We start from the raw sequence: 12456 nt of genomic DNA on the forward strand, positions 1-12456 counted from the left end.
CTGGCGCGGCCGTCGCGCCGGCGCTACAGTCTGGCCATCAACCGCCCGGCACCCAGTTTTACGCATGAACTCCATCAAGACCTACGGCATGGCCGAGCGCGCGGACTATTTCGATTTCGATATCCGCGCGCAGCAGGTGCGCGAGCCGCTCGAGCAGCCGCACCGCCACGAGTACTTCCAGATCCAGGTGAACCTGGACGGCGATACCCGCCAGACCATCAGCGGCACGGTGCGCCCGTTCAAGCGCGGTTCCTTGAGCTTTGTGCTGCCGTACCGGGTGCACCTGGTGCCGCATCCGCCGGGCGCGCGTTACGTGATCATCAATTTCGCGCAGCGTTTCCTGTGGCCGGAACTGACGGTGGACCCGCTGGACCTGGAAGAGGTGCCCGTATCGCAGGCGCCGGCGCTGGCACCCTTTCTGTTCCAGGAATACCTGGATTTCGAGCTGGACGACGCCGGTTTTGCGCAGGTGCAGGACCTGATCCAGCGCCTGACCGAAGAAAACCAGCGCCGCGGTTTTGGGTCGCTGACGACGATTCGCGGGCTGATCCTGCAATTGATCGGCCTGGTGTGCGAGCGCCATGAAACCGACCTGCTGCACATGGCGCGCCATCACGCGGGCAGCAGCCGCCGCGGCAGCGTCAAGCGCGTGCTGGCGCACATCGGCGCGCACATCACCGAGAACCTGACGCTGAACGATGCAGCCGCGGCCGCTTTCCTATCGCCCAATTACCTGGCGCATCTGCTGAAGAAGGAAACCGGCAAGACCTTCACCGAACTGGTGGCCGAACGCCGCATGGCGCTGGCCCGCGACCTGCTGGCGCATTCGGCGCGCAAGGTCAGCCAGGTGGCGCACGCGGCGGGCTTCGCGGACGAGGCGTACTTCTCGCGCCGTTTTCGCCAGCTGGAAGGCATCAGCCCCACCGAATACCGCGAACGCCTGCGGGCGGGCAACGCGGACGGGTGAGCCGGACGGCCGCGCCAAGCGTGGCCTCACGCGGACTCGGACGGCGCCGCCCTGCAAATCACGGAATCGTCCAGGGATTGCGTAATCGTCTCCAGTGCGCCGGGGCGCGGCCACCGTAAAGTGGCTGCAACCCTCGCAACCTTCAGGAGACCCGCGATGAACCCGCCCGTCCAGACCCCTTTTGCCGTGGCCCAGACCACGGTGCCCATCGCCGGCAGCGCGCAGCGCTTTCCGGTGCGGCGCATCTACTGCATCGGCCGCAACTACGCGGCCCACGCCATCGAGATGGGTTCGGACCCGACGCGCGAGCCGCCGTTCTTTTTCCAGAAGCCGACGGACGCGATCCAGGTGGTGCTGCCCGACAGCGTGACGGACCACCCCTACCCGCCCCTGACCCAGAATTACCACTACGAGGTGGAACTGGTGGCGGCGCTGTCCAAGGGCGGCCGCGACATCGCGCCGGAAGACGCGCTGCAATGCGTGTACGGCTACGCGCTGGGCCTGGACATGACGCGGCGCGACCTGCAGCGCGGCATGGGCGACCAGAAGAAGCCGTGGGAAATCGGCAAGAGCTTCGACCATGCCGCCCCCATCGGGCCGATCCACCCCGTGGCCCAGACGGGCCACTACCGGGAAGGCGAGATCTGGCTGTCGGTGAACGGCGAACGCAAGCAGCAGGCCACGCTGAGCCACATGATCTGGTCGGTGGCCGAGCAGATTTCGCGGCTGTCGCAAGCGTTCGAGCTGTTCCCTGGCGACCTGATCTATTCGGGCACGCCCGAGAACGTGGGGCCGGTGGTGCGTGGCGACGTGATCCGCGCGCATGTGGACGGCCTGCCGGAACTGAGCATCCGTATCGTCTGACGCGCAGGCGGTGCGGGCGGCCCGCCAGCCGCCTCGCGTATCGGCATCCCTGCCGCTGCCGCCGCAAATCTGAGAGTAAGATTTACGCCATAACAAACGCCCGTGAGGCAGGAGCAGTGGAAGATGGCGAAAATCGGTATGGTTGGCATCGGCCTGATGGGCCATGGCATTGCAAGCAATCTGGTCAAGCACGGTCACGCGCTGACCGTGCTGGAACACCCGGGCAACCAGCCCCTGGATGCCCTGAAGGCCGCGGGCGCCACCAGTTGCGCCGACGGCGCGGCGCTGGCGGTGCAGGCGGACGTGATCATCCTGTGCGTCACGGGCAGCCCGCAGGTCGAAGCCGTGCTGCTGTCGCCGGGCGGCGTGCTGGAAGGGCTGCGCCCGGGTACCGTCATCATTGATTGCTCGACCGCCATCCCGTCGTCCACCCTGAAGGTGGCCGAGGCGGTGACGGAACGCGGCGGCCGCTTCCTGGACGCGCCCATGACGCGCACGCCGAAAGAGGCCGCCGAAGGCCGGTTGAACCTGCTGGTGGGCGGCGATGCCGCGCTGTTCGCGGAATGCCGGCCGATCCTGGCGTGCTTTGCCGAAAACATCACGCATGCCGGCCCCATCGGCGCCGGCCACCGCATGAAGCTGCTGCACAACTACGTGTCGCTGGGCGCAATTGCGCTGCTGTCCGAAGCGGCCGCCTGCGCGCTGCGCGCGGACATCGACCCGGCCGTGTTCGCCGAGGTGCTGACCAAGGGCGGCGGCGGCGGGGTGGCGCTGGAGCGCCTGAAGCCCTACCTGCTGGAACAAGACCCGTCGTCGCTGCGCTTTTTCATGTCGAACGCGCAGAAGGACCTGTCTTACTACAACACCATGGCCGCGGAAACCGGCGCGGTGCGCGAGATCGGCGCGGCCGTGCTGCACACCTATGACCAGGCGGTGGACCAGGGCGGTGGCGACCGCTACGTGCCGGAACTGGTGTCGTTGCTGAAAGACCGCTAAGCGGAAAAGAACGGGCCCGGTCATCGACCGGGCCTGCATGCCGGCTGAACGCCGGCCTATGGGTCAAAGCCCGGACAGGGCCCGCCTAGGGCCGACCCGCCGCCATCGCCGGCACCACGCGCAAGGCGCCGCGGCGCGGCAGTTGCATCGAGATGATCGCGGCCAGCAGCAGCAAGGCGCCGGCCGCGCCGAACGCCACCCAGTGCGTGTGGAACCGTTCAAAGGCCCACCCGCCCAGCCACGAACTGATCATGCCGCCGACCTGGTGGCCCAGGTAGGTCAGGCCATACAGCACGCCCACCAGCCGCACGCCGTAGACGTCGGCGAGGATGGCGGACGACAGCGCGATACTGCCCGCCCAGACCACGCCGCCGATGGTGGCGGCCAGGTACAGTTCCCAGTGCGCGCCCACCATGACCAGCGCAAAGAAGCCCAGCCCGCGCACCAGGTAGATGGTGGCCAGGATGTTGCGGCGCTCGACCTGATCCGACATGCGGCCCAGCACCAGCGTGCTGAAGATCGCGACCAGTCCGATGAGGCCTATGCCCAGCGAACTGGTGGTGGCGTCAAAGCCATGATCCATCAGCATGGGCATGCCATGCGTGCCGAGCAGGTTCATGCTGAAGCCACAGGCGAACAGGCCCAGCGCCACCTGCCAGAACGGCAGCGTGCGCACGGCGTCGCGGACCTTGGCGTCGGGCGCCTTGGCGGCTGCTTTGGCCGAGGCCTTTTTCTCGACGATCTGGTGCGGCAGCAGGTCGGTGTGTTCAGGCGCCTGGTCGCGCATGACGAACAGCGCCACGGGCACGTTCAGCAGCGCGAACAGCACGGCAAAGCCCAGCAGGGTTTCCTGCCAGCCCACGGCCGAGATCGCAAAGGTGAGCGTGGGCGTCATCAACGCGATGCCCGCCATGGATCCGGTGGACAGGAAGAACAGCGCCATGCCGCGCTGGCGCGTGAACCAGCGGCTGATCACGGGGGTCAGCGCGACAGGGCTGGTGAACGCCAGGCCGATCGACAGCGCCACGCCGAAGGCGAGCAGGAATTCGATGGGGCCGCGCGCGAACACGGTCCAGATGGACGAGGCCACCACGATGGCCGTGCCGGTCAAGAGCACGAAGCGGGTGCCGCGCGTGCTGACCAGGTAGCCGGCCAGCGGCATGCCCAGGCCATAGCACAGCATGCCGACCGCGACGATGCCCGACAGCAGGCTGCGCGAAAAACCCAGGCCGTCGGCCATGGGCAGGAAAAACGGCCCGATGCCCATGCGCAGGCCCACCGTCAACAGGGTGAGCACCGTGGCGGCACCGACGATGTTCCAGCCGAAATACCAGCCGCCTGATTCTTGCTTCTCCACTTGCCTCGCTCCTTGATGTCTTTTTATTGGTGAATTCTTGTCGCCCGGGGCGCTTCAAGATTTCAGACATCGCAGGGGATGCGCGCAAACGGAAGCCGGCCGCCAGACGCGCCATATTACTCCCGGCTATATGGGCTGCGGGCGGCGGCGGCAACAAGCTGTCCGGTGACCGGTCGGCGGGCGCCGGGTTCGCAATTTTCGGCGGACCAAATATAATTGAGTGTTATTTTCATTACCAAACCCCTTCCCGAACGGCTGCCCTGGCGGCTCTTTTCCCACCCGCCTCTGCGCGTTTTCGATGCCCACGGCCGCGTCCCGCCCCGATCCCGACCTGCATGCCTGGTATGTCGACCACGGCGGCTGGCTGCTGGGCTGGCTGAAGAAGAAGCTGGGCTGCCCGCACAACGCCGCCGACCTGGCGCACGACACGTTTGCACGCATCCTGGCGTCGCGCGATGCGCTGGCCGCCGTCAACGAACCGCGCGCCTATCTATCGGTCACGGCCAGCCGGCTGATCATCGACCAGGCCCGCCGCCGCGAGGTCGAAGCCGCCTACCTGGCCGAGCTGAGCCTGGCGCTGCGCGACCAGCCGGGCGCGCCGACACCCGAACAGATCCTGATGACCTCGCAGGCGCTGGCGCAGATCAGCGCCATCCTGGACGGGCTGGCCGAACGGCCGCGCCAGGCGTTCCTGCTGCACTACCTGGATGGCGAGACCCACGCCACGATTGCGGCGACGCTGGGCGTGTCTGACCGCATGGTGCGCAAGTACCTGGTGGCGGCGCTGGTGCATTGCCACGAGCAGGTGCAGGCATGAGCGCGGCCGGCACGCCGTCCATCGCGCACGAAGCGGCCCAGTGGCTGCTGCGCCTGACCGAAGACGACGCCAGTCCGGCCGAACGCGAACGGCTGCGGGCGGACTTTGACGCCTGGAAGCGCGAGCATCCGCAGCACGAAGCTGCCGCGCGACGCATGGAATCCGTGCTGGCGCAGCTGGGTGCGCTGCGCGACGACGCAGCGGGGCAGACGCAGCCGCTGCACGCGGGCTTGAAGGCGGGCTGGGCAGCCGGTCGGCGGCGCCGCGTGCGCCGCGCCATGGCCGCCCTGGCGCTGGCGGGCGTGCTGGCCGCGCCGCTGGCGGTGTTCCTGCATTTCTATCCTTCTTCGTATCTGCTGGCCGACATGCGCAGCGGCGCCGGCCAGTGGCAGACGCACGTCCTGTCGGACCAGAGCCGCGTGACGCTCGAACCGGGCACGGCGCTCAACCTGCATTTCGATCCGCAGCGCCGCGAGGTGGAACTGGTGCGCGGCGACATTCTGGTGGAAGTCGCCAAGGATGCCGCCCGACCCTTCACGGTGCGCACCGCCGAGGGCACGGTGCGCGCGCTGGGCACCCGCTTCGTGGTGCACGCCGAGGCCGGCGTGACCGTGCTGACCATGCTGGAATCCAGGGTGCTGGCCACCCCGCGGCAAGCGGCGGGCGGCGCGGGGCGCGAGGTGTCGGCCGGACAGGCCTTGCGCATCACCGCGCAGGGCCTGGGCGAACCGACGGCCGTGGACGCGGCCGCGCTGGAAGACGCCTGGAAATACCGCCGCCTGGTGGTGCAGGACCAGCCGCTGGCCGACGTGCTCGATACCCTGGCGCGCTATCGGCCGGGCGTCATGCGCATCGACCGCGAGGCGCTGGCCGGCTTGCAGGTCAATGCCGTGCTGCCGCTGGACGACCCGGAGCGCGCGCTGCAATTGCTGGCCAGCAGCTTCCCGATCCGGGTGCGCACCTTGACACCCTGGCTGGTGATGATCGACCGGGTGGCGCCCGCCCGCTGACTTTTTCACTTTTTTTTCGCTGCAACGGTTCCGCTTTTTCCGCGTGGCGCGTCATAGCAATCAGGACACTCACGCACACGGAACCCGCTATGCCCTTGCCGACCCTGACCCACCGCCTGACCCCGCTGGCGCTTTGCCTGGCGCTTGCTGCCCTGGGAGGCGCCACCGCCCTGCCCGCCCACGCGCAGCAGCAGACCGACGCCGCGTTGCAGTACGACATACCCGCCGGGCCGCTGGCGCCGGCACTGAACCGCTATGCCCAGCAGGCGGGCGTGGCGATCTCGGTGGACGCCAGCCGCATCCAGGGCCTGACCACGCCGGGCCTGCGTGGCCGCTATCGGGTGGACGAAGGTTTTCGCGCGCTGCTGGCCGGCAGCGGTTTCGCCGCCACCCGCAGCGCGGGCGGCTATGTGCTGACCTCGCAGCCGCAGCCCGGCGCCACTACGCTGCCGGCGGTGCGCGTCAGCGGCCAGGGCGTGCCCGGCGCGCTGGACCCGACCACGGGTCTGCTGGCCTCGACCAGTTCCAGCGCCACCAAGACCGACACGGCCCTGATCGAAACGCCGCAATCGGTGTCGATCATCACCCGCGAACAGCTGGACGAACAGAAGCCGCGCAGCGTGTCCGAAGCGCTGCGATACACGCCGGGCGCCTTCACCGGCCTGGTGGGCGCCGCCGACCGCTACGACTACGTGGCATTGCGCGGCTTCATCGAGAACAGCACCGACAACACCATCTACGACGGCCTGAAACTGCTGAGCGATTCGGGCACGTTCAGTTCGATCCAGATCGACCCGTACTTCGTCGAGCGCATCGACGTGTTCCGCGGCCCGTCGTCGGTGCTGTTCGGCCGCAGCGCGCCGGGCGGCCTGGTGCAGCTGACCAGCAAGCGCCCGCTGTTCGAGCCGTATCGCTCCGTTGAAGTGTCGTACGGCACGCAGGGCCAGAAAAGCGCGGGCTTCGACCTGGCCGGCCCGGTGGACGACAACGGCAAGGTGGCCTACCGCGTGACCGGCCTGGGCCGGTCCACCGACACGCAGTTCGACAACACTCGCGAAGAGCGTTACGCGATCGCGCCGCAGGTGATGTTCAAGTTCACGCCCGACACCAGCCTGCTGCTGCAGGCCTACTTGCAGCGCGACCCCAGCGGCGGCTTCCATAGCGGCGTGCCGGCTGACGCCAGCATCACCAACGACCACGCCGGCCAGCGCATTTCGCGCCACTTCGTGGATTCGGACCCGGACGACAATCAGTTCAAGCGCAACGAGCGCATCTTCGGCTACCAGTTCGACCATCGCTTCAATGATCGCTGGACGTTCCGCCAGAACGCGCGCTACGTGTCGTCCGACGTACGCCTCAAGCAGGTCTACGGCTATGGCTGGGCCAACGATACCGAGCTGACGCGCTATTACTCGGGCGCCCGCGAAACGCTCAGCGCCTTCGCCATCGACAACCAGTTGCAGGGCAGCTTTGAAACCGGCGCGGTCAAGCACACGCTGCTGCTGGGCATGGACTACCAGCATCGCCACGCCGATGGCCGCTGGGATTCGGGTTCGGCGTCGAACCTGGATGCGTTCCACCCCGACTATGCCAATGGCGACGTGCAGATCACCAGCCGCACGTTCTTTGACCGCAAGCTGGAGCAAACGGGCTTTTACCTACAGGACCAACTGGCCTACGACCGCTGGCGCCTGACGCTGAGCGGCCGCCAGGACGAGGTGCGCACCACGGATTCGAGCCGCACCGGCGCCTACCTGTCGGACAAGAACTGGAACGGCTCGAAGTTCACCAAGCGCGGCGGGCTGGTCTATCTGTTCGACAACGGCGTGTCGCCGTATGTGAGCTACAGCGAATCGTTCAACCCCAACGCCTATGTCGACCGCCAGGGCAACCTGCTGCCCCCGACCCAGAGCAAGCAATACGAAGTGGGCGTGAAATACCAGCAGCCCGGCACCGAGAACATGGTGACGCTGGCTGTCTTCGACCTGACGCAGGACAACGTCGCCAACCGCGTGCTGGCGCAGACCTACTACACCGCGGCGGGCAAGGTGCGTTCACGCGGGATCGAGCTGGAAGGCAAGACCCGCCTGACCGACAACCTGACGATGCTGGCCGCCTATACCTTCACCGACATGAGCTATCGCGAGTCGGCCGAAGGCCTGGCGGGCAAGACGCCCTATCAGGCGCCGCGCCACATGGCGTCGCTGTGGGGCGACTATCAGTTCGACAACGGCCTGGGCGTGGGCGCCGGCGTGCGCTACGTGGGCACCAGCTGGGCCGACAACGCCAACACGCTGAAGGTGCCGGCGTACACGCTGCTGGACATGTCGGTGCGCTACGACCTGGGCCGGCTGTCGTCCTCGCTCAAGGGCATGAGCGTGCGGGTCGCGGCCAACAACCTGCTGGACAAGACCTACGTGGCCTCGTGCGCCAGCCTGAACTACTGCTACTACGGCGAAGAACGCAATGTCGTGGCGACGCTGAAATACGAGTTCTAGCGCACGGAACCTGAGGCAGCGGCCCCGCGCCGTGCGCCGCGTGGCGCTTTGGGCCTGGCCTGCCCCGGCGCGGCGGCAAGCAGCGCATCCACGCTTTGCAGCTTTTCCGCCGCCACCGCCCGCAGATGCCGGATCAGCAATTGCGCGGCGGGCGACGGCGGGCGCGCCTTGGGGTAGATCAGCCCGTACTGCAACGGCGTTTCGGGTTCGAAGCGCCGTATCTGCGCCCCCAGGTGCGTCTGGGTCAGCGCGGTAAGCGGATCGCTCAGCGCCGCGCCGCAGCCGCGCACCGCCAACTGGCAGGCAATGAAGCCGAACGACACATCGAACTGGGCCTCGGGCTGGTAGCCGACCTTGGCAAAGGCGCGCGCGTAGCGGTGGTACAGCGCGCCGCGCAGCGGCAGCCCGATGAAGCGGCCCTGCCCCAGGATCTGCGGCGTGATCACCGCCTGCGCCGCACGTGGATCGTCGGGCCCCAGAATGGCGACGGCGCGCGATTCGGCCAGCACTTCGGTGGTAAGCAGCGCGTGTTCGACCGGCAACTGCGCCAACGCCAGGTCGAAATGCTGCTGGCTGATCCAGGCATCCACATTGGGCGGCATGCGCGCATTGATGGTGACGCCGAAGGCGTTGTCTTCCTGCACCGCACGGGCCACGGCCTCGACCAGCAGGCCTTCGATCAGGTGCTGGGCCACCAGCACGTTGACGTGGGTGCGGTTCTTGCGCCGCGCGCCGCGGGCGTATTCGGTGACGGCGTCGCCGGCCCGCAGCATCTCGTCGATGCGCTGGTAAAAGCCCTGGCCCTGCTCGGTCAGGGACAGCCGCCGCCCTTCCTTGACCAGCAGCGGAAAGCCCGCTTCTTCTTCCAGCGTCGCCAGCAGGCGGCTGACCTGCGACGCGCTGCGATGGATGCGCAGCGACGCCTCGGCAATGCTGCCGCCTTCGACAAAGGCGCGCAGCGCCTCCAGGGCCATGAAGTTCAAGATGCGCCTCCAGACAGTTGCGACATATGCAAGTTTTACGCCGAATTTCGACATTGACGCACATTACCCCTCGTCCTGACAATGGCCCTGCCGATGGCGCTCGATGATGGCGCCGTCGTAAAAACAGCAAGGGGAATTCCATGAACGCAGTACACCGACTGGCCGCCGCGGCCGCGCTTTGCCTAGGACTGGCTGGCGGGGTGCAAGCCGCCGACGCCTACCCGTCCAAACCCGTCAAGGTGATCGTCCACACCTTGCCCGGTGCGTCGTCCGACGTGCTGGCGCGCGCCGTCAGCAAGGCCATGGGCGAGCAGCTGGGGCAGTCTTTCGTGGTGGAAAACCGTTCGGGCGCAGGGGGTGCCATTGGCGTGGATGCCGTGGCCAAGGCGGCGCCCGACGGCTATACGCTGCTGGCCGGCGCGTCCAGCGCGATGGTGATGCTGCCCATCGTGCTGAGCCGCAAGCTGCCGTACGACGAGAACAAGGACTTCGCGCCGATCGGCATCATTTCGCGCTCGCCGTTCGTGCTGGTGGCCAGCAAGGCGTCGGGCATCCGCAGCGTGCAGGACCTGATCGCCCGCGCCAAGGCCGAACCGGGCAAGCTCACCTACGGCAGCGCCGGCCCCGGCACCAATCCGCACCTGCTGGGCGAACTGCTGAGCCAGCTGGCGGGCATCCAGCTGTCGCACATTCCGTACAAGGGGCCGGCGGCGGCCGAATCCGACCTGATCGGCGGCACCATCGACATTCTGTTCGATACCCCGTCGTCCGCCCTGCCCTACGTGAAGTCGGGCAAGACGGTGGCCATCGCCGCCACCAGCGACGCCCGCGTGGCCGACGCGCCGGACGTGCCGACCGTGGCCGAGCTGGGCTATCCCAGCCTGACGCTGTACGGCTGGACGGCGCTGTATGCGCCGGCCGGCACGCCGCCCGCGGTGGTGGAAAAGCTGCAGGGCGCCCTGCGGCAGGCGCTCAAGACCCCGGCGCTGCGCGAGTTCATCCTGAATTCGGGCAACGACATCCTGGACCTGTATGGCGATGACCTGCTCAAGATGCAGGTCGGCATGCAGACTTTCTGGCGCGACATCGTCAAGGCCCGCGGCATCCGCCTGGATTGAACGGCCCCGTTTCCCTACCCTGAACCGCGGCCGTCCGGCCGCGAGGACTGCTCCCATGAAGATCAAGATCCGGCTCGCCGTGCGCGACTGGGATTACATCGTGCCGCTCGCCCTCGGCGACGTCACCGCCCCCGGCATCGACCTGGACGTGCATCGCGTCGGCACTTTGCCCGACGACCTGGCCAGCGACCCGCGCTTCGATGCGGGCGAGATGTCGATGAGCCGCTACAGCCTGGGCCGCGCGCGGGGCCGCCACGACATCGTCGGCGTGCCGCATTTCCTGATGCGCGGCTTTCGCCACCGCTGCATCATCACCGCGCGGTCCAGCGGCATCACCCGGCTGGACCAGCTGGCCGGCGCGCGCATCGGCATGACGGGCTGGCAGGATTCGGGCAACACCTGGACCCGCGCGCTGCTGCGGCGCGTAGGCATCGGCGTGGACGACGCCCTCTGGCAAGTGGGCCGCCTGACCGAGGCGCATCCCGTCACCGACCGGCTGGGCGGCTTTGGCCGACCCGGCGTGATCGAGGCGGCGCCCGGCGAGCGGCCGCTGGTGGACCTGCTGCGCGCAGGTGAACTGGACGCGGTGTTCACGCCGTTCATGCCCGACGGCTTCTTCGATGCCGGGTCGGACCTGCGCCAACTGCTGCCGGCCTGCCGCGACAGCGAGGTGGATTACTTCCATCAGGTCGGTTACGTGCCGGGCATTCACCTGCTGGGCATCAAGCCCGCGCTGGCCGAGGCCCACCCGTGGGTGGCGCAGGCACTGAGCGAAGCCCTGGACGCGTCCGCCACGATGTGGCTGGACAAGCGCCGCAAGTACGCCGACACCACGCCCTGGATGCTGGACGAACTGATCCAGACCTCGCGCGACCTGCCCGCCGGCTGGAACCGCAACGGGCTGGAACCGAACCGCAAGATGATCGCCGACTTCGCCACTGAATTGCATGCGCAGCAACTGGCCGACCGCGTCATGACGCCGGCCGAACTGTTCCCGCATGCGTCCTGAACGCGTACCGACGCTTCAACCCATCACCGCCAAGGAATCGCCATGAAAATCGCCCTGGGGCAATTCGCCGTCCATCCGACCTGGGAAGACAATGCCCGCCTTTGCCAGGACCTGATCCGCCGCGCGGCCGCCGCCGGCGCCGACCTGCTGGTGCTGCCCGAAGGCATCCTGGCCCGAGACATCGCCGACCCCGACCTGGTGCGCCGCGCCGCCCAGCCGCTGGACGGCCCGTTCCTGTCGCAACTGCTGGACGTCTCGCGTGCGCTGGACCTGACCGTCATCATGACCGTGCACACGCCGGCCGACGGTGGCCGCGTCTGGAACACGCAGGTGGCGCTGCGCCGCGGCGAGATCATCGCCCAGTACCGCAAGCTGCACCTGTACGACGCATTTTCGATGCAGGAGTCCGTCAACGTGGTGCCGGGGTCGGACGTGCCGCCGCTGGTGCCGGTGGCCGGCATGCAGGTCGGCATGATGACCTGCTACGACCTGCGCTTTCCCGAGCTGGCGCGCCGCCTGGCGCTGGACGGCGCCGACGTGCTGGTGGTGCCGTCGGCCTGGGTCAAGGGGCCGCTGAAGGAGGCGCACTGGGCGGTACTGAGCACTGCGCGGGCGCTGGAGAACACCTGCTACGTGGCCGCGGTGGGCGAATGCGGGCCGCGCAACATCGGTGCGAGCATGGTGGTGGACCCGCTGGGGGTGGTGATCGCCCAGGCGGGCGAGCAGGCCACGCTGCTGTTCGCCGACCTGGACCCCGAGCGCATCCGCCATGCGCGCGAGGTACTGCCGGTGCTGAAGAACCGCCGCTTCGCGCGGCCGGAACTGGCGTAGCGATCG

11 protein-coding genes are annotated in these 12456 nt (G+C 68.0%); 9 read left to right on the plus strand and 2 right to left on the minus strand.

What is annotated here, in order from left to right; all coding sequences use genetic code 11:
• The first annotated feature begins 64 nt into the window (after positions 1 to 64).
• The 3 genes from U858_RS0113855 (at position 65) to U858_RS0113865 (ending at position 2827) form a co-directional block, all read left to right on the plus strand.
• Positions 65 to 967: a helix-turn-helix domain-containing protein gene (locus U858_RS0113855; RefSeq protein WP_025137752.1), complete on the plus strand. Its 903-nt coding sequence runs from the start codon at positions 65 to 67 to the stop codon at positions 965 to 967.
• Between the two features lie 156 nt (positions 968 to 1123).
• Positions 1124 to 1831 carry a fumarylacetoacetate hydrolase family protein gene (locus U858_RS0113860; protein ID WP_025137753.1) on the plus strand — a complete coding sequence of 236 codons (708 nt, stop codon included), beginning with the start codon at positions 1124 to 1126 and terminating at the stop codon, positions 1829 to 1831.
• 123 nt (positions 1832 to 1954) lie between these two features.
• Positions 1955 to 2827: an NAD(P)-dependent oxidoreductase gene (locus U858_RS0113865; RefSeq protein WP_025137754.1), complete on the plus strand. Its 873-nt coding sequence runs from the start codon at positions 1955 to 1957 to the stop codon at positions 2825 to 2827.
• 85 nt (positions 2828 to 2912) lie between these two features.
• Here the strand turns inward: U858_RS0113865 and U858_RS0113870 are convergent, their stop codons facing one another.
• Positions 2913 to 4184, minus strand: a complete 1272-nt coding sequence (locus U858_RS0113870; RefSeq protein ID WP_025137755.1) for an MFS transporter — start codon at positions 4182 to 4184, stop codon at positions 2913 to 2915.
• Positions 4185 to 4482: 298 nt separating this feature from the next.
• Between U858_RS0113870 and U858_RS0113875 the strand changes: the two genes are divergently transcribed.
• From U858_RS0113875 to U858_RS0113885, 3 genes are all read left to right on the plus strand, one after another.
• Complete coding sequence (locus U858_RS0113875; protein ID WP_025137756.1) at positions 4483 to 5001, plus strand: sigma-70 family RNA polymerase sigma factor; 519 nt, start codon at positions 4483 to 4485, stop codon at positions 4999 to 5001.
• Positions 4998 to 6011 carry a FecR domain-containing protein gene (locus tag U858_RS0113880; protein WP_025137757.1) on the plus strand — a complete coding sequence of 338 codons (1014 nt, stop codon included), beginning with the start codon at positions 4998 to 5000 and terminating at the stop codon, positions 6009 to 6011. The genes U858_RS0113875 and U858_RS0113880 overlap by 4 nt, the downstream gene beginning before the upstream one ends.
• Before the next feature lie 89 nt (positions 6012 to 6100).
• The gene (locus tag U858_RS0113885; RefSeq protein ID WP_025137758.1) at positions 6101 to 8509 is read left to right on the plus strand and encodes a TonB-dependent siderophore receptor; all 2409 of its coding nucleotides are present in this window, start codon (positions 6101 to 6103) and stop codon (positions 8507 to 8509) included.
• On the opposite strand, the gene U858_RS0113890 is transcribed toward U858_RS0113885, so the two are convergent.
• A complete protein-coding gene (locus tag U858_RS0113890) occupies positions 8506 to 9483 on the minus strand; it encodes a LysR family transcriptional regulator (protein ID WP_232786537.1) in 978 nt (325 codons plus the stop codon). The genes U858_RS0113885 and U858_RS0113890 overlap by 4 nt on opposite strands.
• Positions 9484 to 9632: 149 nt before the next feature.
• Here U858_RS0113890 and U858_RS0113895 point away from each other — a divergent pair, with 149 nt between their 5' ends.
• Genes U858_RS0113895 through U858_RS0113905 form a run of 3 tightly spaced genes read left to right on the plus strand, consistent with a single transcriptional unit; the run spans position 9633 to position 12450 of the window.
• Complete coding sequence (locus U858_RS0113895) at positions 9633 to 10610, plus strand: tripartite tricarboxylate transporter substrate binding protein (protein ID WP_025137760.1); 978 nt, start codon at positions 9633 to 9635, stop codon at positions 10608 to 10610.
• Between the two features lie 55 nt (positions 10611 to 10665).
• Positions 10666 to 11619 carry a nitrate ABC transporter substrate-binding protein gene (locus tag U858_RS0113900; protein WP_025137761.1) on the plus strand — a complete coding sequence of 318 codons (954 nt, stop codon included), beginning with the start codon at positions 10666 to 10668 and terminating at the stop codon, positions 11617 to 11619.
• Between the two features lie 42 nt (positions 11620 to 11661).
• Complete coding sequence (locus tag U858_RS0113905; RefSeq protein WP_025137762.1) at positions 11662 to 12450, plus strand: deaminated glutathione amidase; 789 nt, start codon at positions 11662 to 11664, stop codon at positions 12448 to 12450.
• The last annotated feature ends 6 nt before the right edge of the window (positions 12451 to 12456 follow it).

The sequence above is a fragment of the Achromobacter sp. DH1f genome, from assembly GCF_000633435.1.
GTDB lineage: Bacteria > Pseudomonadota > Gammaproteobacteria > Burkholderiales > Burkholderiaceae_B > Achromobacter > Achromobacter deleyi.